The sequence below is a fragment of the Phaeobacter sp. LSS9 genome (assembly GCF_003443595.1).
Lineage (GTDB): Bacteria > Pseudomonadota > Alphaproteobacteria > Rhodobacterales > Rhodobacteraceae > Phaeobacter > Phaeobacter piscinae.
The window spans coordinates 3,033,575-3,056,176 of sequence record NZ_CP031956.1; the positions used below are offsets into that span (position 1 = coordinate 3,033,575).

The 22,602-nt window shown below is 60.9% G+C and carries 22 protein-coding genes; 11 read left to right on the top strand and 11 right to left on the bottom strand.

Going from position 1 to position 22,602, the window contains the following annotated elements:
• Positions 1 to 59: 59 nt before the first annotated feature.
• Positions 60 to 530: a transcription elongation factor GreA gene (greA, locus tag D1820_RS14490; RefSeq protein ID WP_024098515.1), complete on the bottom strand. Its 471-nt coding sequence runs from the start codon at positions 528 to 530 to the stop codon at positions 60 to 62.
• 530 nt (positions 531 to 1,060) lie between these two features.
• Positions 1,061 to 1,444: a VOC family protein gene (locus tag D1820_RS14495; protein ID WP_072505746.1), complete on the bottom strand. Its 384-nt coding sequence runs from the start codon at positions 1,442 to 1,444 to the stop codon at positions 1,061 to 1,063.
• 148 nt (positions 1,445 to 1,592) lie between these two features.
• On the opposite strand from D1820_RS14495, the gene soxR reads away from it, so the two are divergent.
• From soxR to D1820_RS14515, 4 genes are all read left to right on the top strand, one after another.
• Entirely contained in the window at positions 1,593 to 2,087 is a 495-nt protein-coding gene (soxR, locus tag D1820_RS14500; RefSeq protein WP_118069538.1) for a redox-sensitive transcriptional activator SoxR, read from the top strand.
• A 157-nt stretch (positions 2,088 to 2,244) separates the two neighbouring features.
• Positions 2,245 to 3,894, top strand: coding sequence for an electron transfer flavoprotein-ubiquinone oxidoreductase (locus tag D1820_RS14505; RefSeq protein ID WP_118069539.1), 1,650 nt, complete (start codon positions 2,245 to 2,247; stop codon positions 3,892 to 3,894).
• Positions 3,895 to 4,034: 140 nt separating this feature from the next.
• On the top strand, positions 4,035 to 5,783 hold the full coding sequence (locus tag D1820_RS14510; protein ID WP_118069540.1) for a tetratricopeptide repeat protein: 1,749 nt from the start codon (positions 4,035 to 4,037) through the stop codon (positions 5,781 to 5,783).
• The gene (locus tag D1820_RS14515; protein WP_118069541.1) at positions 5,773 to 6,609 is read left to right on the top strand and encodes a 4-(cytidine 5'-diphospho)-2-C-methyl-D-erythritol kinase; all 837 of its coding nucleotides are present in this window, start codon (positions 5,773 to 5,775) and stop codon (positions 6,607 to 6,609) included. Before D1820_RS14510 ends, D1820_RS14515 begins: the two co-directional genes overlap by 11 nt.
• Positions 6,610 to 6,682: 73 nt before the next feature.
• Here the strand turns inward: D1820_RS14515 and D1820_RS14520 are convergent, their stop codons facing one another.
• Positions 6,683 to 7,681 (bottom strand): polyprenyl synthetase family protein, encoded by a 999-nt coding sequence (locus D1820_RS14520; protein WP_118069542.1) that lies wholly within the window; start codon positions 7,679 to 7,681, stop codon positions 6,683 to 6,685.
• Between the two features lie 57 nt (positions 7,682 to 7,738).
• Between D1820_RS14520 and D1820_RS14525 the strand changes: the two genes are divergently transcribed.
• The 3 genes from D1820_RS14525 (at position 7,739) to D1820_RS14535 (ending at position 9,055) form a co-directional block, all read left to right on the top strand.
• Positions 7,739 to 7,951: a DUF2007 domain-containing protein gene (locus D1820_RS14525; RefSeq protein WP_096870482.1), complete on the top strand. Its 213-nt coding sequence runs from the start codon at positions 7,739 to 7,741 to the stop codon at positions 7,949 to 7,951.
• On the top strand, positions 7,951 to 8,718 hold the full coding sequence (locus D1820_RS14530) for a tRNA1(Val) (adenine(37)-N6)-methyltransferase (RefSeq protein ID WP_118069543.1): 768 nt from the start codon (positions 7,951 to 7,953) through the stop codon (positions 8,716 to 8,718). The genes D1820_RS14525 and D1820_RS14530 overlap by 1 nt, the downstream gene beginning before the upstream one ends.
• 157 nt (positions 8,719 to 8,875) lie before the next feature.
• Positions 8,876 to 9,055, top strand: a complete 180-nt coding sequence (locus D1820_RS14535; RefSeq protein ID WP_014873441.1) for a YdcH family protein — start codon at positions 8,876 to 8,878, stop codon at positions 9,053 to 9,055.
• A gap of 116 nt (positions 9,056 to 9,171) precedes the next feature.
• On the opposite strand, the gene D1820_RS14540 is transcribed toward D1820_RS14535, so the two are convergent.
• The 8 genes from D1820_RS14540 to D1820_RS14575 form a co-directional block, all read right to left on the bottom strand.
• Entirely contained in the window at positions 9,172 to 10,038 is an 867-nt protein-coding gene (locus tag D1820_RS14540; protein ID WP_096870484.1) for an EamA family transporter, read from the bottom strand.
• Complete coding sequence (gcvA, locus tag D1820_RS14545; protein WP_096870485.1) at positions 10,035 to 10,976, bottom strand: transcriptional regulator GcvA; 942 nt, start codon at positions 10,974 to 10,976, stop codon at positions 10,035 to 10,037. The genes D1820_RS14540 and gcvA overlap by 4 nt, the downstream gene beginning before the upstream one ends.
• 334 nt (positions 10,977 to 11,310) lie before the next feature.
• The gene (gene phbB / locus D1820_RS14550; RefSeq protein ID WP_118069544.1) at positions 11,311 to 12,033 is read right to left on the bottom strand and encodes an acetoacetyl-CoA reductase; all 723 of its coding nucleotides are present in this window, start codon (positions 12,031 to 12,033) and stop codon (positions 11,311 to 11,313) included.
• Positions 12,034 to 12,238: 205 nt separating this feature from the next.
• On the bottom strand, positions 12,239 to 13,414 hold the full coding sequence (locus D1820_RS14555; RefSeq protein WP_040171273.1) for an acetyl-CoA C-acetyltransferase: 1,176 nt from the start codon (positions 13,412 to 13,414) through the stop codon (positions 12,239 to 12,241).
• 298 nt (positions 13,415 to 13,712) lie between these two features.
• Positions 13,713 to 14,534, bottom strand: a complete 822-nt coding sequence (locus D1820_RS14560; protein ID WP_096596773.1) for an EAL domain-containing protein — start codon at positions 14,532 to 14,534, stop codon at positions 13,713 to 13,715.
• Positions 14,535 to 14,670: 136 nt separating this feature from the next.
• Complete coding sequence (locus D1820_RS14565) at positions 14,671 to 15,606, bottom strand: sterol desaturase family protein (RefSeq protein ID WP_118069545.1); 936 nt, start codon at positions 15,604 to 15,606, stop codon at positions 14,671 to 14,673.
• The gene (locus D1820_RS14570; protein ID WP_118069546.1) at positions 15,599 to 16,039 is read right to left on the bottom strand and encodes a hypothetical protein; all 441 of its coding nucleotides are present in this window, start codon (positions 16,037 to 16,039) and stop codon (positions 15,599 to 15,601) included. Before D1820_RS14570 ends, D1820_RS14565 begins: the two co-directional genes overlap by 8 nt.
• Positions 16,040 to 16,157: 118 nt before the next feature.
• The gene (locus D1820_RS14575) at positions 16,158 to 16,721 is read right to left on the bottom strand and encodes a TlpA disulfide reductase family protein (RefSeq protein WP_254683321.1); all 564 of its coding nucleotides are present in this window, start codon (positions 16,719 to 16,721) and stop codon (positions 16,158 to 16,160) included.
• A 22-nt stretch (positions 16,722 to 16,743) separates the two neighbouring features.
• On the opposite strand from D1820_RS14575, the gene argH reads away from it, so the two are divergent.
• From argH to D1820_RS14595, 4 genes are all read left to right on the top strand, one after another.
• Entirely contained in the window at positions 16,744 to 18,138 is a 1,395-nt protein-coding gene (gene argH, locus D1820_RS14580) for an argininosuccinate lyase (protein WP_205521383.1), read from the top strand.
• Between the two features lie 81 nt (positions 18,139 to 18,219).
• Positions 18,220 to 18,405, top strand: a complete 186-nt coding sequence (locus tag D1820_RS14585; RefSeq protein ID WP_014873451.1) for a hypothetical protein — start codon at positions 18,220 to 18,222, stop codon at positions 18,403 to 18,405.
• Positions 18,406 to 18,457: 52 nt separating this feature from the next.
• Complete coding sequence (lysA, locus tag D1820_RS14590; RefSeq protein WP_096870492.1) at positions 18,458 to 19,723, top strand: diaminopimelate decarboxylase; 1,266 nt, start codon at positions 18,458 to 18,460, stop codon at positions 19,721 to 19,723.
• Positions 19,724 to 19,775: 52 nt separating this feature from the next.
• Positions 19,776 to 22,589, top strand: coding sequence for a DUF4175 domain-containing protein (locus D1820_RS14595; RefSeq protein ID WP_118069548.1), 2,814 nt, complete (start codon positions 19,776 to 19,778; stop codon positions 22,587 to 22,589).
• Positions 22,590 to 22,602: the final 13 nt, after the last annotated feature.

The window sequence follows — 22,602 nt, forward strand, 5'->3', positions numbered from 1 at the left end:
TGCGACGGCTGGGTGAGATGGGCGGGGCGCCTGTATGGCGCGCCACGCCGTTGCAGTGGTTAGGCGTAGATGATCTTGAGGATCTCATAGGCGCGGTCCCCACCGGGGGTGCGGACTTCGACGCTGTCGCCTTCTTCCTTGCCGATCAGGGCACGGGCGATCGGGGATTTAATGTTCAAAAGACCGGCTTCGATATTGGCCTCATGTTCGCCGACGATCTGCCAGGTCTTCTCTTCGTCAGTGTCTTCGTCGACGACGGTGACCTTGGCGCCGAACTTGATCGCACCGGAAAGTTTGGCCGGGTTGATCACATCGGCCAGCGACAGGATGCCCTCCAGTTCCTTGATGCGGCCCTCAATGAAGGACTGTTTTTCGCGTGCGGAATGGTACTCGGCGTTCTCCGACAGGTCGCCCAGCTCGCGGGCTTCGGCGATGGCCTTGATGATCGCCGGGCGTTCCACCGATTTCAGGGTCTTCAGCTCAGTTTCGAGGGCGGCGTGACCCGTGGGGGTCATCGGGATCTTTTCCATGTCTGTGTCCAGATATCGTGTCAGGTTTGGCCACCAGGCGTGGCGGTTCGCGTCTATAGGAAAACCGGTTGTCCCACTGCCGAACTGACAGCGGGACAAACCGGTTGTGTCGCATTTACCTGACCCAATCCTGCCGCCGAATGCAAGAGGGCGGGGTTGCCTGTCCACAGCGATTTCATGCCAACAGGCGGAAAACTCCGCTTTTTTAGACGCCCCCGGACAGAGGGTCGGCGAGAAACTTGCAATGTGTCGGCCGACATCGGTCCGGTTTTGGCTTCATCGCGCCAGCGTCTTGGTGCGGTCAGGGACCCTCAGGCAGGCTGGATGTTTTGCCGGTGATGCTGTGGCGGGGCACCCGTGGCCGGGGATCCAGCCGTTGCAGTAAGCTGATCAGACGGCTGATCGGGGAAGAGCGTCGGATCCCTTGCAGCTGGCGTGTCGTCGCGCGCTGCTGTGACAATATCGTCGGGGCCGGGTGCCGCCGCTGGGTGGGTAAAACCGAGCGCGGGTGGCTGCTGTGCCAGAGAAGATCAAGCATCATATTGTACCACCTCGAATTCGATATTGTCCCGGTCTCGGAAATAGAACCTGCGACCCGGTTCATAGTCGTGATGCTCGCCCGGGGTGAAGCCAGCCGCGCGGACCCGTGTCTCAACCGCGTCCAAATCGTCGACAACAACGGCGATATGGTTGAGCCCCCCGTTGATGGCGTAGCTGGTCGGGGCCTTGGCCAGGGGTTCCGGGGGGCAGTACAGCGCCAGATAGCTGTCAGCCTCACCCACGTGCAGGCTGTAGCCGCCGCTGATCGCCTCCCCCTGCCAGCGAATGTGCCAGCCAAAAACATCCTGCATCCAGGCGGCAGTGCTTTCGGGAGAGGACACGGTGATGTTTGCGTGTTCAAGACGTACGGTCATGTCAGGCTCCTTTGTGTTTTCTCTTGCCTGATTGAGTCGTAATTTCTAAACCTAACTTTAGCTCAAGCATTTTTTTGGTGTTTTGTGATTTTTCTCGGCCCGCAGGCTGAGACGCGACGGAATTTCGGGGACTGGTAGGGAGTATTTCATGGCTGCATCTCACGGGTTGACCATCGGCTATCTGGCGGAACGCACAGGCCTGGCAGTATCGGCAATTCGCTACTATGAGGCACAGGGGCTGGTTGAGCCTTGGCGCAATACGGGCGGGCAGCGGCGGTTTCACCGAGCGGATCTGCGGCGGTTGAGTTTCATTATGATTGCGCAGAAGTTCGGCTTCACACTGCCTGAGATCCGCGACTTTCTGAAAAGCCTGCCGGGCGGACGGACCCCGACCAAGGCTGACTGGACCAATCTGTCAGCCGCTTTTCGCAGCCATCTGGATGCCCGAATCGAAACGCTGGAGCGTTTGCGCGATAATCTGGACGGCTGCATCGGTTGCGGCTGCCTGTCGTTGCCCACCTGCAGGCTGTACAATCCCGATGATGCGGCCGCTGCCAAAGGGCAGGGACCGCGCTATCTGATGGGGGATAAGCCTTCAGAGATGGTGAACGACGGGAATACTCTTCCAAATGACGAAAACTGACGCTCGAATTGTCGCATTTGAGGGTTCTACAGCAGTGTAACGTAGAGTTTGGATTGACCAGTGCCTCTGCCACCCGCTAAGCAACCGCGAAACAAAATTACGCCAAGGATACGCCACCCGCATGGGATGGCCCAGACCTACAGCCAAGGAGCCCGCAATGGCCGAGATTGAACGTGAAGCGATGGAATACGACGTTGTGATCGTTGGGGCAGGCCCGGCTGGTCTGTCTGCGGCGATCCGACTGAAGCAACTGGACAGCGACCTGCAGGTCGTGGTGCTGGAAAAAGGCTCCGAAGTGGGCGCGCATATCCTGTCCGGTGCGGTGCTGGACCCGTGCGGTCTGGATGCGTTGATCCCTGACTGGAAGGAAAAAGGCGCGCCGCTGAACGTGCCGGTCAAGGACGACAATTTTTACATGCTGGGTGAGGCGGGTCAGATCCGCATCCCCAACTTCCCGATGCCGCCGCTGATGAACAACCACGGCAACTACATCGTCTCTATGGGCAACGTCTGCCGCTGGATGGCAGAGCAGGCCGAAGAGCTGGGCGTCGAGATTTTCCCGGGCATGGCATGTTCCGAGCTGGTTTACGGCGACAACGGCGAAGTCAAAGGCGTGGTTGCCGGTGTCTTTGGTCTGGAAGCGGATGGCTCCTATGGTCCCAACACCGAACCGGGGATGGAACTGCACGGCAAATACGTGTTCCTGTCCGAAGGTGTGCGCGGGTCGCTGTCCAAGGAAGTGATCGCCAAATACGGCCTCTCTGATGACAAAGAGCCGCAGAAATACGGCGTTGGCATGAAAGAGATCTGGGAGATTGATCCCGCCAAGCACAAAGAGGGCTCTGTCACCCACACCATGGGCTGGCCGCTGGGCTCCAACGCGGGCGGTGGCTCCTTCATCTATCATCTCGACAACAATCAGGTTTACGTCGGTTTTGTGGTCCACCTGAACTACAAGAACCCGCATCTGTATCCCTACATGGAGTTCCAGCGCTTCAAGCATCACCCGATGGTGGCTGAGCTGCTGAAGGGGGGTAAGCGCGTCGCCTATGGCGCCCGTGCGATCACCGAAGGTGGCTATCAGTCGATGCCGAAGCTGGTCGCGCCCGGTGTGGCTCTGCTGGGCTGTTCGGCCGGCATGGTCAACGTGCCGCGCATCAAGGGCAACCACAACGCCATGTTGTCGGGCAAAGCTGCTGCCGAAGCGGCCTTCGACGCGATCAAGGCAGAGCGTTCGGGCGATGAGCTGGCCGACTATGAGGTCAGCGTGCGCGACGGTGCCATTGGCAAAGACCTGAAGATGGTGCGCAACGTGAAGCCGATGTGGTCCAAGTGGGGCCTCACCGCGTCGCTGATGCTCGGTGGTCTGGATATGTGGACCAACAACATTCTGGGCGTGTCGCTGTTTGGCACCCTTGGTCACGGCAAGAACGACGCCGAGGCGACCGAGGAAGCCTCCAAACACAAACCGATCGACTACCCCAAGCCCGATGGCGTGCTGTCCTTCGACCGTCTGACCAACGTGGCCTTTGCGGCGACCAACCACGAGGAAAGCCAGCCGTGTCATCTGCGTCTTGGCAATCTGGACACGCCGATCAGTGTTAACCTGCCCAAATTCGCTGAACCTGCGCAGCGTTACTGTCCGGCCGGTGTCTATGAGGTGGTCGAAAAGGATGGCAAACCGGAGTTTGTCGTGAACTTCCAGAACTGCGTTCACTGCAAGACCTGCGATATCAAGGATCCGAGCCAGAACATCACCTGGACCACGCCTCAGGGCGGTGACGGGCCGAACTACCCGAACATGTGATCGTGTCGCGAGCGGTTTCGGCGGGTATTTGCCGGAATAATAGGGGCAGCCTGCGGGCTGCCCCATTGCGTGTTAAGGGGTGGCGCTCTACGCTTTGTGGCGAGGCAGATATTGACCAGTCACCAAAGAGGAGGCCCCCCGTGCCCGTCCGATTCTTTCGCAGCCTGACATGTGCGGCGGCTCTTGCCGCGACGACCACCCTGCCGATATTCTTGCAGGCCGATGCGGCGCATGCAGATGGGCTTGCCGGGGCGTATCTGGCGGCGCGGGCGGCGACATTGGATAGCGATTTTCAGGCCTCGGCAGATTATTACAATCGGGCGTTGGTGCGCGATCCGCAGAACCCGCTGCTGATGGAGCATGTGGTCTTTGCACGGCTGGCGCTGGGCGACGTCAAAGGGGCAGCGCCGGTTGCGAAACGCCTGTCCGAAATGGGCGCGCGCAGTCAGGTTGCCAATATTGTCATGACCGCCAGTCTGGTGATGGCAGAGGACTACCAGACCATCATTGAGCGGGTGACCTCGCAGCAAGACGGCCAATATGAAATCAACGCTCTGGTTGATGGGCTGTTGTTGGGCTGGGCCTATCTTGGCGCCGGATCGGTGAATGATGCGCTGGCGCAGTTCGACCAACTGGGCGAGAAAGAGGGGCTGGGCCTCTTTGCGCGCTATCACCGTGCTTTGGCGCTCGCATCCGTTGGCGATTATGAGGGGGCGGAGGCGCTTTTTGCCGCTGATGAGGGGCAGCTGACCAATACCTCACGCCGAGCGGTGATCGCACGGCTTGAAATCCTGTCCCAGCTCGGCCGCAACGAGAAGGCGCTGGAGGTCCTTTCCGAGGCTTTCAGTGGGCAGCTGGACCCCGGTCTGGCGGCTCTGTCGGACCGCTTGAAGGACGGTGAAACATTGCCTTACGCGCTGGCGGCGACACCGCAGCAGGGCATTGCCGAAGTGTTTTTCACCATGGGTGCGGCACTCAATGGTGAGATGGCGGATGACTATGTGCTGATGTATGCGCGCGTCGCTGCAGCCCTGCGCGAAGATCACGTGGATGCGCTGCTGCTGGCAGCTGAGTTGTTTGACCAATTGGGCCGCTATACCCTGTCGATTGATCTCTACAAACAGGTGCCGCGCGACCATCCCGACTACCACGCAGCTGAACTGGGCCGGGCGGAAGCCCTGCGCCGCGCCGCCAAGCCGGATGCCGCTGCTGAGGTGTTGCAGCAGTTGGCGCGCGATTTCCCAAAGGAAGTGCCGGTTCACACCAATCTGGGTGACCTGCTGCGCCAGCAGGAAGATTATAGCGGCGCGGTCGCCGCCTATGATACCGCGCTGGATCTGATGGATGAGAGCGTCGAGGGGCGCTGGTTCCTGCTCTATGCCCGCGGAATCTGTCACGAGCGGCTGAAGAACTGGGAGCAGGCGGAGGCTGATTTCCGCGCGGCTTTGGATATTCGCCCCGATCAACCCCAGGTGCTGAATTATCTTGGCTATTCGCTGGTGGAAAAGCAGATCAAGCTGGATGAGGCCCTTTCGATGATCGAGCGCGCTGTCGCGGCACGGCCTGATGCGGGTTATATCGTCGATAGCCTTGGCTGGGTCCTTTATCGCCTGGGGCGCTATGAAGAGGCGGTTGGCCATATGGAGACTGCCGTTGAGCTGATGCCGGTGGATCCGGTGGTGAATGATCATCTTGGCGATGTCTACTGGGCTGTTGGTCGGGCCCGTGAGGCTGAATTCCAGTGGAAGCGGGCGCTGTCCTTCATCGACCCGGAGGATACCGACAGCGAGGCCGACCCAGAGCGTATTCGCCGCAAACTGGACACCGGGCTGGATGCGGTGCTTGCGGAAGAGGGTGCAGCGCCGCTGAAGGTTGCCCATGACGGTTGAGGCCTTTGCCCCAGCCAAGATCAATCTGACCCTGCATGTGACTGGCCAACGCGCAGATGGCTATCACCTCCTTGATTCGCTGGTGGTTTTTGCTGATATCGGTGACCGGATCACGGTTGCTGCGTCGGATGAACGATCGCTGCAGGTGACCGGGCCGATGGCAGCAGGCGTGCCGGTGGATGCCAGCAATCTGATGATGAAGGCCGCAGCGTTGATGGATCCTGCGCGGGGCGCTGCGCTGTCACTGGAGAAAAACCTTCCGCCCGCATCTGGTATTGGCGGTGGGTCCTCTGATGCGGCGGCGACTCTACGGGCACTGTCTGAACTGTGGGGGCTCTCCCTGCCGGGCACGCAGGATGTCCTGCCGCTGGGTGCCGATGTGCCGGTCTGCATGTCGCCGGGCACGCAGCGGATGCGTGGGATCGGTGAACAGCTGGACGGTCTGCCGCCGCTGCCAGACTGCGCGATTGTGCTCATCAATCCGGGCGTGTCCGTTGCCACGCCTGCGATTTTCCGTGCGATGGGCAAACGGGACAACCCTGCCATGCCTGCCGAGCTGCCGACCTGGGACACCGTTGGAAATTTGGCGGCATGGCTCAAGACACAGCGCAACGACCTTCAGCCGCCAGCGATCCGATTGGAGCCGGTGATTGGAGAGGTTCTGGATGCGTTGTCTGAGACGGCGCCCCTGTATCACGCCATGTCCGGATCTGGCGCCACTTGCTATGGCCTCTACCCAACAGAGGCAGAGGCGCAGGGCGCCGCAGACCATTTGCGGGTGGGGCATCCTGCGTGGTGGGCGCGCGCGGGGCGTTTGCTGGTCTGAGGCCCTGATACCGAAAAGCCAGCGCATGGGCGCTGGCTTCGTTTTGGCTAAATCACCACTTTATTTTGCGATATCAGGCGAGCCGGGCAACCACGTAATCGGCCAGATCATGCAGCATCTGGCGGATTGGGTCATCGGGCAGCGCGGTCAATGCATCCTGCGCCTTTGCCACCCAATCCATGGCGTCGTGGCGGGTTGCTGTCAGGGTGTCGTATTTGTCCATCAGCGCCAGCGCGTGATCCAAATCGCCCTCGTCCTGACGCCCCTTCTCAATTGTCCGGACCCAGAATGCACGCTCCTCTGCGGTGGCCTGCGCCACGGCTTTGATCACCGGCAGGGTCAGCTTGCGTTCGCGGAAATCATCACCGACGTTCTTGCCCGTCGCGGCGCTATCACCTTGATAGTCCAGAAGATCATCAGCGATCTGAAAAGCAATGCCGAGCGCGTCGCCATAGGCAAAGAGGGCATCAACCTGCGGCTCAGGCGCGCCTGCGACAACACCACCAGCCTGCGTGGCTGCTGAGAACAATGCCGCAGTTTTGCCCCGCACCACCTGAAGGTAGATGTCCTCATCCGTGGCCAGATCACTGGCGGCGGTCATTTGCAGGACTTCACCTTCGGCAATGGTGGCGGAGGCATTGGCGAGGATGTCGAGAACCCGCAGTGATCCCGTTTCCACCATCAACTGAAAGCTGCGAGCAAACAGGTAGTCGCCCACCAAGACGGAACTTTTGTTGTCCCAGAGGAGGTTTGCCGTCGGGCGACCGCGCCGCTGGCCGCTTTCGTCCACCACATCGTCATGCAGCAAGGTGGCGGTGTGGATGAACTCCACAGTTGCTGCCAGTTTCACATGGTTGTCGCCGCTGTAACCACAGAGGCGCGCGGCTGCGAGCGTCAGCATCGGACGCAGACGTTTGCCGCCGGCCTCAACCAGATGGGCCGTCACTTCGGGAATGCGCGGGGCGTGTTTGGACGCCATCCGGGTCTGGATCAGCGTATTCACCGCTGCCATTTCGTCGCTGAGTGTCGCGGCCAGCATGTCATGCGGCTTTTGCGTCAGGATTTGATTCATCGTTTTCCCGCTTGCAAGGCTCGACAAGGCGCAGGCCTTGCCCTTAGATCCATCCCTATGAAGGAACTTTTGCGCAGCACCGACCCAACCATCATAGCCTTTGCCACCGCCCTTCTTGAGGGTGAGGATATAGACTGCTTTCAAATGGACGTAAATATGAGCATCCTTGAAGGCGGTATCGGAATCTTTCCCCGCAGGCTGATGGTGCGCAGCGATGATCATGCCGCTGCCGAGCGCGTGATGCGCGACAATGATATCCCGTTGCGCTGATGCCCGGCTTTGACGACGCGGCGCTTAGTCAGGATGCCTTCCTGGGGGGGCAAGTGCAGCTGTTGCAGCCAAAACAGGGGTATCGTGCCGGCGTGGACCCGGTGTTGCTGGCTGCGACTGTCCCTGCGCGCCCTGGCGACCGGGTGCTGGAGCTGGGCTGCGGTGGTGGGCCGGGCCTGCTGTGTTTGGCGGCACGGGTGCCGGACCTGAACCTGACCGGCGTGGAGCTGCAAGCCGACTATGCGGATCTGGCGCGACGCAATGCCGCGCTGAATTCTGTCGATATGACCGTGGTTGAAGCGGACCTGGCAGAGTTGCCGATGGATCTGCGGCAGCAGCAATTTGACCAGGTGATCGCCAACCCGCCCTATTACCGCGCGGGTGCGCACAGCCCCGCGCAGGATGTCGGGCGGCAAATTGCGCTGGGTGGCGCAACCGAATTGAACGTCTGGTTCGACACGGCTGCACGGCGTCTCTCTCACAAAGGGTATCTTCATATGATCCAGCGGGCCGATCGCCTGCCGGAAATGCTGGGGGCCTGTCTGGGGCGTTTGGGATCGCTTGAGGTTCTGCCGTTGGCCGCCCGTGTGGGCCGGAGTGCTGAGCTTGTTCTGCTGCGCGCGCGCAAGGGCGGACGTGCGGGATTCAAACTGCACGCGCCACTGATCCTGCATGATGGTGAGGCGCATCTGTGTGATGCGGAGAGCTACCGCCCGGATATCCGGGCGGTCCTTCGTGACGGATGTGCGCTGCCCTGGCCCCGTTGATATTTCCCGATGATCCGTGGAAAATCGGACCCTATTCGGCGGGTCCATGCCGAAATGACGGTTTCATGACAAAATATATGCTTCTGCAGCGTGACAGAGCAATATTCTTGTGTTCCACTCACTTTGTACGCAACACGCTCAAAGAAGGAGGAATGACATGAGCCTCAGCTCGCATCTCACCGAACTTAAGAAGAAGCACGAGCATCTGAGCATGGAAGTCGAACACGCCCAACGTTCGCCCGCGACAGACGGGCTAAGTATCGCGTCGATGAAGAAGCAGAAACTAAAGCTGAAAGAAGAAATTGAACGCCTCTCGACGGAGGAGCTTGCCGTCTGAGGAGCGCCTTGTCTCCCGCGTGACCTGCGGCCCCACCGCCGCGGTACCGGGAGCTTGAAAATAGGATGTGAGGGGGGTCATCAGCGCGGCTGGTGACCCCTTTTCGATGGTATCTGTTAGGACTGACCTCTGTTGGCGCGGGCGGCAAGAACGGCTCCGCCCGTGATCAGGCAGGCCGCGATGGCCAGCGTCCAGGTGGCAGGGGCAATTCCAACCAGCACCAGGATCAGGGTGGAGAGAAGCGGCGCCGCATAAGAGCTGGTGCCCAGCAATTGGATGTCGCCCTGTTTCACACCGATGTCCCAGACGTAGAACGCCAGCCCAACCGGCCCCAACCCCAGCGCCAGTGTTGCGCCCCAGCCTGCGATGCCAATGGGCCATTGGCTGTCCTCGAGCGCGAAATGCAGCAGCCAGGAGGCCACGGCCGTGATCAGACAGAACACGGCAACGGTGCTGGTGGGCGCGGTGCCGAGCCGTCGGGCCAGAACGGAATAGCCGGACCACGTCAAAGCGCAGAGCAGCGCCAGCGCGTATCCCGGAAGGGCTGCGGCATCAAACTCCGCGCCGCCGCCGGTGATAATGGCGGCGGCCCCTGCAAACCCCAAAATAGCCCCGAAGAGATGTCCGGCACGCAGGGTCTCACCAGGCAACAGGCCGGAGAACAGCACGATCAGCAACGGCCAGAGGTAGGCGATCAATCCGGCCTCAGCGGCGGGGGCCAGCCGCAGGGCAGAGAAATAGAGCGCGTGATAACCAAAGAGGCCCAGACTGCCAAAGAGGTAGACCCGCCAAGACACCGCCCGCAATGCGGTAAGGCCGCCACTGCGCCAGCACCAGACCAGCCCCAGCGAACCGCCAATTGTGAAGCACAGCGCATTTAACAACAGTGGCGGGGTTGGGGCCGTGCCAACGGTGAGAACCGCCAGCAGAGACCAAAGCAGCACAGCGATAAATCCGATGGCGGTTGCGCGATTTCTGCTCATGTAAGGCTGTCCACGGAGACGATGGTCAATCCCTCGGATACTTCAGCCGTCTTTTCGATCTCGGCGAGGATCCAATCACGGAAGGCGACAATTTGCGGGCGGTTCTCGGCTCCCTTCTGGCACAGAAAGCTAAAGCGGGCCTTGCCTGTTAATGCCGTTCTGAACGGTGTAACCAGCCGTCCTTCGGCGATGTCCTTTACCACCAGCGCACGTCTTCCCAAGGCCACTCCGGCACCGGCCAACGCCGCGTCTACCGCGTGATCGGCGTTGCTGAAGCGCGCGCCATGGGTCGGAGTGAACTCCTCGCCCATCATCTTGAACCAAGCTGCCCAATCAAGTTGTGGTGACATGAAATTCAGTGAATCATCATGTATCAACGGCGCATCCTTCAGCGCAGCAACCGTGGGGTATTGCCTGGCGATCTCCGGCGTCATCACCGGCATGACCCATTCGACCGGAAGCGGCATCGAATAGACATCCGGGTAGGGGCCATAGCCAAAGCGGATGGCCACATCCACGTCGTCACGCATCAGGTCTACCCGGCGCAGGCTGGCGGAAAACCGAAGATCAATCTCCGGATGGGCGCGGGCAAATTCATAGAAACGCGGGGCCAGCCATTTGGCAGTGAAGGCAGGGCCAGCGGTAACCGTCAAGGCGCCGTCGTCTTGCAGGCGCAGGGCCGTGCGCCACGCGGCGGTCAGAGCCTGGAACCCATCGGATGTTCCAGGCGCCAATGCGGTTCCGGCGGCGGTCAGCTCCACTGCGCGGTTTAGCCGACGAAACACCGGTGTGCCCAAATGCTCTTCGAGTGATTTTATCTGGAACGACAACGCGGCGGGCGTCACGTTGAGCTCCTGCGCGGCACGGGCAAAAGACATGTGGCGGGCAGCTGCCTCAAAGGCACGTAGGGCGGTTAGGGGGGGAAGACGGTCCGGCATCTGACATCAGTATTACTTAACTGAAGCCGTGAAAAGTCTCGTTTGTCGCTTTTGCAAGAAAGGTCCATATTGAGGTCAAGTTAGCAACACTGATCTGAATGGAGGCCGAAGCGATGGAATATTCTGCGAATAGTACCGTGAAACTGGCCATGCAGCGCGCGCATGAAGAGCGCGGTCAGGTCCTTCGCGCACTCTGGGCGCGTTTATTTACATCCCGCCGTATTGGCCGTGTGGGTGCAGGGGTTTCCCGCTGGGCATAGCGCGCATGTCCTTACGGGATTGGAAAAGGGCCGGCCCGTAGGACCGGCCCTTGCCGTTTTTGGCTTTCTGGGTCTCAGACGAAGAACTGCGCGCCGTTTGCCGAGATGGTTGAGCCGTTGATGAAGCCTGAGTCCTCCGACGCGAGGAAGGCGACACAGCGGGCGATCTCCTCGGGTTCACCCAAGCGGCCTGCGGGGATCTGACCGATGATCGATTCGCGGACTTTCTCTGGAACGGCCATCACCATCTCAGTTGCGATATAGCCGGGGCAGATGGCGTTTGCGGTGATGCCGGCGCGGGCGCCTTCTTGGGCCAGGGATTTCACGATGCCGAGGTCGCCAGCTTTGGTGGCGGCATAGTTCACTTGCGCGAACTGGCCCTTTTGTCCGTTGATTGAGGAAATCACGATGACGCGACCGAATTTGCGCTCACGCATGCCGGGCCAGATCGGATGCACGGTGTTGAACACACCGGTGAGATTGGTGTCGATCACCTGCTGCCACTGTTCCGGCGTCATCTTGTGGAACGGGGCGTCGCGGGTGATGCCGGCATTGGCGACCACGATGTCGATAGGGCCGATATCCGCTTCGACCTTGGCGATACCGGCAGCGCTATCCTCATAGCTGGCAACGTCCCACTTGTAGGTCTTGATGCTGGTCTCTTCGGTGAACTTTGCCGCCGCTTCATCATTGCCGGCATAGGTCGCCGCCACCGTGTAACCCTCCGCCTTCAGCGCCTGAGAGATTGCTGCGCCGATGCCGCGGGAGCCGCCGGTGACGAGTGCGTTACGTGCCATGGGATAGTCCTCCGTTATTTGACTTGGTAATCTTGCTACTATTTTGTTTTGAATTACGCAATTATATTGCGTGTGAAAAGTCTCTTCTTAAGTCGACATTGAGGTGAACGTCGCGTCGCCCTGCTCCGCAAAGGTATCGCAAAATACGCCAGAGATAGAAAAGGGCGCCACCGGGGCGCCCTTGATATGGTCAGCAGTCTGCGCCTCAGGGGCGCTCCACGCACATGGCGACACCCATGCCGCCACCGATGCAAAGGGTTGCCAGCCCTTTTTTGGCGTCGCGCCGCTTCATTTCGAATAGCAGAGTGTTGAGAACCCGGCATCCAGAGGCTCCGATCGGGTGACCAATAGCGATGGCGCCGCCGTTGACGTTCACGATTGCCGGGTCCCAGCCCATGTCCTTGTTCACGGCGCAGGCCTGCGCTGCGAAGGCTTCGTTTGCCTCCACCAGATCAAGGTCATCAACGGACCAGCCTGCCTTCTCCAGTGCTTTGCGGGAAGCGTAGATAGGGCCGACACCCATGATCGACGGATCCAGCCCGGCGGTGGCATAGGAGGCAATCCGCGCCAGAGGCTCAATGCCGCGCTTTTCGGCGTCATCCGCACTCATCAGCAGAGTGGCAGCGGCACCGTCGTTGAGGCCGGAGGCATTGGCGGCGGTGACCGAACCATCCTTGGCGAAGGCCGGGCGCAGTTTTTGCATGGCTTCGATGGTGGCGCCGTGGCGGATGTATTCATCCTGATCCACAACGATATCGCCCTTGCGCGTCTTGACCGTAAAGGCTGCGATTTCATCAGCAAATTTGCCCGCCTTCTGAGCCGCTTCGGCCTTGTTCTGGCTGGCAACGGCGAACTCATCCTGCATCTCGCGGGAAATCTGCCATTTTTCGGCAACATTCTCAGCGGTCTGGCCCATGTGGTAGCCGTTAAAGGCGTCCCAAAGACCATCGCGGATCATGGTGTCGATATAGCTCATATCGCCCATCTTGTGACCGGCACGCAAATTTGCAGCATGCGGCGAGAGCGTCATATTTTCCTGACCGCCGGCGCAGACGATAGCAGCGTCGCCCAACTGAATGTGCTGAGCGGCCAAGGCCACGGCCCGCAACCCCGATCCGCAGACCTGGTTGAGGCCCCAAGCTGCGGATTCCTGGGGGAGCCCAGCGTTGATATGCGCCTGACGGGCTGGGTTTTGACCCTGCGCTGCCGTCAATACTTGGCCCAGAATGGTTTCTGAGACTTCGGATTTGTCGATCCCGGCGCGTTCTACGACAGCTTCCAGCACCGCAGCGCCGAGATCATGAGCGGGGGTCTTGGCGAATGCGCCACCAAAGCTGCCGACGGCGGTGCGCGCGGCGGATGCAATTACTACATTGGTCATCAGTTAGGGTCCTCTGCCATTCATCGTCCCGGGAGGCCAACTGAGCAGGCCGCTTTTCGCAGCCGCAGCAACCGGGATCCCCCTGCCTTTTCTAATAAAGGCCGTGTATTTCGCTGCAGGTGCAGCACGCACAAGGTGTCCCACAGGGAGAGCCTGTGTCAATCAATACTATGGCGAATATACTGTGACAGGCCCGGGCGTTTGCCAAGCAATCAATTCAACACTGCCTTGAGGCGATCCCGCATGGAGCGAGATACCGCCAATTCTGGCAGGGGAGTGGATGGTCGGTTGGCGGCGTTCAGGAGGCGCGGCTGTTTTCCCGCAGTTCCTCCAACCAAGGCGGGCTGACGGAGGGGGCGCCGAACAGATAGCCTTGCAGGCAATCGACCCCGATCGAGATCAGAAATTCTGCGTCGGCCGGGCTTTCGACGGATTCGGCAACGACGAGCATATCAAACTGCTTGGCGATCCCGACCAGTGCGCGGACCACTGCCTGATTGTCATGGCTGGCATGGATGTTGCGCACAAACTGTCCGTCGATTTTCACCGCATCAAAGAAGAATTGCCGGAAGTAGCTGACAGCGGTTGCCCCGGCACCGAAATTATCAAGCGCGAAGGCGATGCCATGTTTCTGCATCCGGTCAATGAAATCGATCACAAGCTCAGGCGTCGCCATCGCCGACGCTTCGCTGATCTCAAGCATCAGGCGCTCACCCAGTGTGAGATCTTTCTTCAGGTGGCGTTCCAGAACCCGCATCCAGCGCCGATAACCGATAGATCGCGCTGACATGTTGATCGAGAGCCGGATATTCGGGCTGCGCGCGAGCGCCTTCAGACCGTGTTCCAGTGCGAGGCAATCCAGTTCGCGGCCTTCCTCTTTATCCTCGACCAATGGCATGAAATCGCGTGCGGGAATTACACGGCCCGTCGAGTCGAGGACACGAATATACCCCTCGTAGAAGGCAACGCCCTGCGGCGGCATGGCCTGCATGATGGGCTGATAGGCGAGCATGGTTTGGTTGTGGCGAATCGCATCGCTGACCATGTCGAGAGTTGACCGATCGCGTGAGACGACCGCAGAGGTCAGGGGATTTTCCCCGCCTTCCGGCATGTCGGCCATGACCTGTTGCTTCTTCTTCACGGGTGTATCCCTTGGCACTGGCGTGGTCTGATCAATATGGATCAGGCTGCACCTTGGCGCAAAAGCGTTGCGCTTGCATTAAAGGGACAATTTTACCCAAATTGAGAGGCGGTGCTCAGGTCTTGTCAAACCCGGCGCTGCCTATGTCCTCCGGATGGCGACGCAGATGTTTGGCGCGGATCGTCTCGGAGCTGTCGCGACTGCCATCGTGGCTATACCCAGGGGGCGCAACTGCGTAGAGCAGCCGCTGCCGTAACGTCAGGCCCGGCTGTGTCATGTCTTTGAAAATGCTGACCCATTCGTGAAAAGCCACACGCAGCGGGTTAAAGGTGCCGATGTTGTGGACCAGACCATAATCCGGACGGTCGTGATCCTGTTCGGGAACGAAGGTGCCAAACATCTTGTCCCAGATGATGAAGACGCCGGCATAGTTGCAATCGAGATAGCGTGGATTGCGCCCATGATGGGCACGGTGGTGACTGGGCGTGTTCATCACCGCCTCAAACCAGCGGGGCATGCGGCCAATTGCTTCGGTGTGGATCCAGAACTGATAGACCAGATTAATCCCCCCGACGAAAAGCACCATGGCCGGGTGGAACCCCAGCAGAACCAGAGGCGCGCGCACCACCATCATGAAGGTGAAGGTGCCGGTCCAAGTCTGCCGCAGTGCCGTAGTCAGGTTGTAGTGTTGGCTGGAGTGATGATTGACATGGCTGGCCCAGACCCAGCGCACCCGATGCCCAAACCGATGCACCCAGTAGTAACGCAGGTCATCAAGGACAAAACACAGTGCAATCACCCAGACCGAGGTGCCGAGGTCCAGCGGTGTGATCTGCCACAGCAGCATGAAGAACGCCCAAGCGATGAAACCGAGGGCAATGCCCGAGGCCACACTGCCTGCCCCCATCACCAGAGAGGTGACAGCATCCCGGGTTTCATAGCGCCCGCCCCGCCGCTTGATCGCGATCCAGAGAAACTCAGCCAGAATGGCCGCGATGAAAAAGGGAACGGCCCATTGGGTGACATCAGGGTAGGAGATCGTATCAGGCATGTGTCTGGTCTCTCTGTTCTGTGGCGATCAGGGGCTGTGAGGTGGCGCTTGCGGCCAGGATCCGGCGGCGCCAGCCCTCGCGTTCCTTATCGGACAGGTGCAGCAACACAGATGGGGTGGCGAAATCGGAAAATCTAACCCGGAACCCCTTGGGGTGATCCATCAGGCTGCACCCGGCAAGCGGGCGGGCGATTGTGTCGGCACCAAAACACCAGACCAAACCAAGCCCGTTATCTGTGTCGATCAGGGCCGCATGGCCAAGAGTGCTTGGCTGGGCATCATGGATCCGGGAGTCGGGATCGTGGCGGGCCCATGCCTTGGCAGCCGTCTCGCACGTCATGAGGACCGGCGCCGACCGGCCAGTCAAATGAAGCAGAATAGCTATGACAATAATGCCGACCAGCACCATTGCGATCAGGATCTCCAGCGGCATCATATCCTCCCTGCCACCGAGATTGGCGGCAGGGGCGCGGTCCTGTCAAAGGTGGCGTGGGGTCAAGCGGCCTGCCGTTGTCGTTGGCGGGACGTTCGGCAAGCGATTGCTCTGAGTGTCAATCAGAGGCCATCAGCGCCTGAATGATGGCTTTGGCGCTGTCAGAGTTCCATTCGGCATCGCCGCGCAGTCGGGCGATTTCTTCGCCCTCGCGGTTGAGCAGAACGGTAATCGGCAGACCCAACACCGCCATTTCACGCGCTACGGCCTGCCGGGGATCCTGATGACGAGGGAGGTTGGTGATGTCGGTATCGTCAAAGAACTTCTGGATACCGGCAGGCGAGTTGCGCCCGGTGGCAAGCGTCAGCACCTCGAAATTGTCACCGCCAAATTCCTCTTGCAGTTCTGACAGCTGGGGCATCTCCTTGCGGCAGGGCGCGCACCAGGTGGCCCAGAAGTTCAGCAGCACGATCTTGCCTTTGTAATCCCCCAGCGTTGCGGTGCCAGCGCCGTCTGCCAGCTGAAACTCTGCGCTGGACACAGGTTTTGGGGCGCTATGGAGCACCAGTTTTTTCATGTCGCCCTGTCGCATATCCGCGAGCGCCACCGGATCGGCGGCCAAGGCGGCATTTGCACCCAAGGTCAGGGCCATATAAAGGGAAAGCTGACGTAACAGACGCATATTATCTCCGGGGTTCCACACCATGACAGATCAATCCTCGAACCAGATGTGGGGCGGCCGCTTTGCCGCTGGCCCGGACGCGATCATGGAGGCGATCAATGCCTCGATCGGGTTCGACAAGCGGATGGCAGCGCAGGACATTGCCGGCTCCAGGGCCCATGCGGCGATGTTGGCCGCGACAGGCGTTATTACGGATAATGATGCTGAGGCCATTCGGGAAGGGCTGCTCACCGTTTTGTCAGAGATCGAGGGCGGAACTTTTCAGTTTTCCACCGCGCTGGAAGACATCCACATGAATGTGGAGGCCCGCCTGAAGGAGGTCATCGGAGAGCCTGCAGGCCGCCTGCACACGGGCCGCAGCCGCAATGACCAGGTTGCGACCGATTTCAAACTCTGGGTGCGCGACCAGCTGGACGCAGCCGAAAGCGGCCTTCTGGCGCTGATCCGCGCGCTTCTGTCGCAGGCTGAGGCAGGCGCCGATTGGGTGATGCCGGGCTTCACCCATTTGCAAACCGCGCAGCCGGTGACCTGGGGCCACCACATGATGGCTTATGTGGAAATGTTCGGCCGTGATTTGTCCCGCGTGCGCGACGCACGCAAACGTATGAACGAATCGCCGCTGGGCGCGGCGGCGCTGGCCGGTACCTCCTTCCCGATCGACCGGGAGATGACGGCAAAGGCGCTGGGCTTTGACCGCCCGGCGGCCAACTCGCTGGATGCGGTTTCCGACCGCGACTTCGCGCTGGAATTCCTGTCTGTGGCTTCGATCAGCGCCGTGCACCTCTCCCGCTTTGCCGAGGAGCTGGTGATCTGGTCCTCCGCTCAGTTCCGCTTTGTGACCCTCAGCGACCGGTTCTCCACCGGCTCATCCATTATGCCGCAGAAGAAGAACCCGGACGCGGCTGAGCTGATCCGCGCCAAGGTGGGCCGGATTTTTGGCGCCAACACCGCGCTGATGATGGTGATGAAGGGGCTGCCCTTGGCCTATTCCAAGGACATGCAGGAAGACAAAGAGCAGGTCTTTGATGCTGCCGACAACTGGATGCTGGCGCTGGCGGCGATGGAGGGCATGGTCAAGGACATGACCGGCAACCGCGAGTCTTTGGCCGCTGCCGCAGGGTCTGGTTTTTCCACCGCGACTGACCTCGCAGACTGGATGGTGCGGGTGCTGAAGGTGCCGTTCCGCGACGCCCACCACGTGACCGGGACGCTTGTGGCGATGGCCGAGAGCCGCGGTTGCGACCTGCCGGACCTGACGCTGGCGGACATGCAGGGCGTTCACGAAGGCATCACCGAAGACATCTTCTCTGTGCTTGGCGTCGAAAATTCGGTAAACTCGCGCATGTCTTATGGCGGCACGGCTCCGGCGCAGGTACGCGCGCAGATCGCCCGCTGGCAGGATGTCCTGTCCGATTGACGGCAGCAAGGTTGCGGTCAGAAGGCGAAACCCGACCGCAACCGCCCAACTGAGTAGAGGCCAACGTCGAAAGAGGTCACCATGGCAAAACCCGTTTTGATCCTATGTGCGCTGGCAGCCTGCGCTGGACTGGCAGCCTGCGGTGTTGACGGCGAACCGGTGCGCCCCTCTCTGAACGCAGGCGTCGGTGTTTCCAGTAGCGGTGTGCACGCAGGCGGCAGCCTTGGTCTGCACAAGGGGCCGCTCAGCGTTTATCTTGGCGTGTGATGCAGCGCGGAATCATTTGATCCGCGCCCCGGTTCTGGTCTAAGCGCGATCTATGGATCATTTTCTCTATCGTGACGGCGCGCTTTACGCCGAAGATGTGCCGGTGGCCGAGATCGCGGCCGCTGTGGGCACCCCGTTCTACCTGTACTCCACCGCGACGCTGCTGCGCCATTTCCATCTCTTTGATGACGCATTGAAGGGGATGGATCATCTGGTCTGCTACGCGATGAAGGCCGCCAGCAATCAGGCAATCCTGAAAACGCTGGCACAGGCCGGAGCGGGCATGGATGTGGTGAGCCAGGGCGAATATCTGCGCGCGAAGGCCGCCGGGGTACCGGGCGACAGGATCGTGTTCTCGGGCGTCGGCAAGACGCAGGACGAGATCCGCACCGCACTTAGCGGCGGCATTCGCCAGTTCAACGTCGAATCCGAGCCGGAAATGGATGTGATCAACGCCGTGGCGCTGGAGCTGGGCGCGGTGGCGCCTATCACCGTGCGTGTGAACCCTGATGTTGATGCCAAAACTCACGCCAAGATTGCCACCGGAAAATCCGAGAATAAATTTGGCATCCCGATTGCCCGCGCGCGCGAGGTCTATGCCCGCGCCGCCAGCCTGCCGGGGCTGAAAGTGATCGGCATCGATGTCCACATCGGATCGCAACTGACTGAGTTGGCCCCGTTTGAACTGGCCTACCAGAAGGTGGCGGAGCTGACCGAACAGTTGCGCGCCGACGGGCATGATATCCACCGACTGGACCTCGGCGGTGGCTTGGGCATTCCCTACACCCGCTCTAATGATACACCACCGCTGCCGGTTGAATATGGTGCCATGGTGCAGCGCACATTGGGGCACCTTGGGTGTGAAATTGAGATTGAACCGGGGCGTCTTATCGCGGGCAACGCGGGGATCATGGTGAGCAAGGTGATCTATGTGAAATCCGGGGAAGACCGGGATTTCCTGATCATTGACGGTGCGATGAATGATCTGATCCGCCCCGCGATGTATGAGGCATATCATGATATCGTCCCGGTCATCGAACCGGGGGCCGGGATCGAACAGCGGGCCTATGATATTGTTGGCCCGGTCTGCGAAACTGGCGATACCTTTGCCCGCCATCGCGATATGCCGCCACTTGAGGCGGGGGATTTGGTCGCCTTCCGCAGTGCAGGTGCTTATGGGGCGGTGATGGCCAGCGAATATAATTCGCGTCCGCTCATTCCCGAAGTCCTGGTGCACGGGGATCAATTCGCGGTTATCCGCCGACGTCCGGACTTTGACGAAATGATAAACCGCGATACCATCCCTGAGTGGCTCTGACGGGTTTCGCGGCATCTGGCGCGGCGCAGGGCCAAACGGAGGCGCCGCCCGGATGGTGAAGACCCCCAAGTTCCGCCGCAAGGCTGACGACAGACCTGCAACCGCGCCCGGTTCTCCGGGGCGCGATAAGGCAGATGCGGGGCGACCATGGGGGGCAGGTGGCGGCGAGGCGATGCCAGTCTCGACATCATCTGGCCTGCAACTCTCTGATCCGCGTTTGGTGCGATTGCGCTGGTCCCTGCGATTGACGTGGCTTGGCCTGCTGTCTGAACGGCTGGTGCGCGCCTTCTGGCCCTTGTCCTCTCTGGTGATGCTGGCGCTTGCCGCGATAATGCTTGGCCTCCACGAAGAACTGCCGGTGGAGCTGGTCTGGGTCGGCGCGGTTGTGCTGGTCCTCGCCGCTGCGTCAGCGTTTGCTTTTGGGGTCTGGCGCTTTGCTTGGCCTCGCCTGTCGGACACTCTGGCGCGATTGGATATGACGGTTCCCGGACATCCGATTGCGGCACTGCTGGATGCACAGGCTATTGGTTCTGATGATCCTGCATCGCAAGCGATCTGGCAGGCGCACCAGCAGCGGATGCAGGCCCACGCCGCTGCGGCCAAGGCTCCGAAACCCAATCTCTCCGTTGCGCGGGCGGATCCGTTTGCGCTGCGCTATCTGGCGATGTTGGCGCTGGCGGTGGCAGTGTTGTTCGGCTCCATCTGGCGGGTCGGCACCCTTGGCGAGATCACCCCCGGCGCGATTGCGGCTGCCACGGGACCGACCTGGGAAGGCTGGATCGAGCCGCCAAGCTACACGGGGCTTCCGGTGCTCTATCTCAATGATCAGACTGAGACTGCGCTGAACCTGCCGGAGAACAGTCGCCTTACCCTGCGATTTTATGGTGAGGTTGGCGATCTGACGCTGGACGAGACCATTTCCGGACGTGTCGGTGACCTGCCGTCTGCCGCTGCCGCCGAACAGAGTTTTGAGATTACCCGTGACGGCACGCTCGCGATCAACGGTGCAGGCGGACGCAGTTGGGATGTCACGTTGCTCAAGGATCAGCCTCCGAGCGTTGCCATCATCGGTGATCCGACGCTTGAATCCGATGACACCACATCGCTGGCCTATACCGCGAGCGATGACTACGGCGTCGCTGGCGGACAGGTGGAGATTTCACTGGATATGGACGCGCTGAATCGTCGTCACGGATTGGCGGTGACGCCGGATGCGCGTGATCCGATTGTGCTGGATCTGCCGCTGCCACTAAGCGGCGATCGCCGTGCGTTTGATGAACAGATGATTGAGACCTTTGCCAAGCATCCCTGGGCGAATATGCCGGTCACCTACCGGATGGTTGCACAGGATGCCGCTGGTCAGGAGGCGAAGGCCGAGCCGCTGAGCGCGCCGCTTGTGACCCGCCGTTTCTTTGATCCTATGGCCGCTGCCGTGGCAGAGCAGCGGCGCGATCTCCTCTGGGCGCGGGCAAATGCACCAAGGGTGGCGCAAATTCTGCGCACCCTGTCGACCTACCCGGCTGAGGTGTTTCGCGATCACGGTGATTACCTGCGCCTACGCACCATTTTGCGCCGACTTGAGCAGCATAGCACGGCGGGCACTTTGGGGCCGGATCAGCAGGAAGATCTTGCTGAGGCGCTCTGGGATCTGGCTGTTCAGCTTGAAGAGGGAGATGTCGGAGATGCCATGGCGCGGATGCAACGGGCGCAGGAGCAGCTGAGCCAGGCGATGCGGGACGGCGCCAGCGAGGAAGAGATTGCCCGCCTGATGCAGCAGCTGCGCGATGCGACGCAGGACTATCTGCGCCAGTTGCAGCGGCAGGCGCAGGAGCAGGGCAATCAGGGCGAGCAGCAGGGCGCTCCGGATGAGAACGCGATGCAGTTGAGCCAGCAGGACTTGCAGGCGATGATGGACCGGATTCAGGAGCTGATGGAACAGGGTCGCATGGCCGAGGCTGAACAGGCGCTGCGCGAGTTCCAGCAGATGATGGAGAACATGCGCGTGACCGAGGGGCAGCAAGGGCAGGATGGGTCTCCCGGGGAGCAAAGCATGGACGGGCTGGCCGATACCCTGCGCGAACAGCAGGGCTTGTCGGATCAGGCCTTCCGCGACTTACAGGAGCAATTCAACCCCGGCGCCCGCCGTGGCGAAAGCGAAGGCAATGAAGGACGCAATGGCGGTCTGGGCCGTGGACAGTCCCATGAGGGCGGACAGGGCAATCAAGGGGGGCAGGGCGACCGACCGGGTGCTGGCACTCCCGGCGGGGAGCGACAGCCCGGCCAGGGGGGGCAGGGGCAGCGCGCACCTGACGCCGAAGGGGGGCAGAGCGGTGGCGATGCAGCCCAGTCGGGTGGGCGTCGTGGCCTCGGTGGTTCCCTTGCAGATCGCCAGCAGGCCCTCAGGGATCAGCTGCGTGCGCAGCGCGACGGTCTGCCATTGGGCAATGGTGAAGGGGATCAGGCGACGCGGGACGCTTTGGATGATGCCGGGCGTGCCATGGACGGTGCTGAGGAGGCGCTGCGACAGGGGGACCTGGCAGAGGCCATCGACCGGCAATCAGACGCCATGGAGGCGCTGCGCGAGGGCATGCGGGCGCTTGGCGAAGCGATGGAAGAACAGCAACAGCCCGGACAGCAGCAGGGTCAGGGGCGCGCCAATACCTCGGCGCAGGGCAATCGCATGGACCCACTGGGTCGGCGCAACGGCGAGCAGGGGGACGGCGGGGTCTCGGACGGGCAGTTCAGCGAGGGTCAGGCCTATCGCCGCGCCTGGGACCTGCTGGAAGAAATTCGCCGCCGGGCCGGTGAACGCAGCCGCAGCGACACAGAACGCAGCTATCTTGAGCGATTACTCGACCGGTTCTGATAGGCCGGTGGCG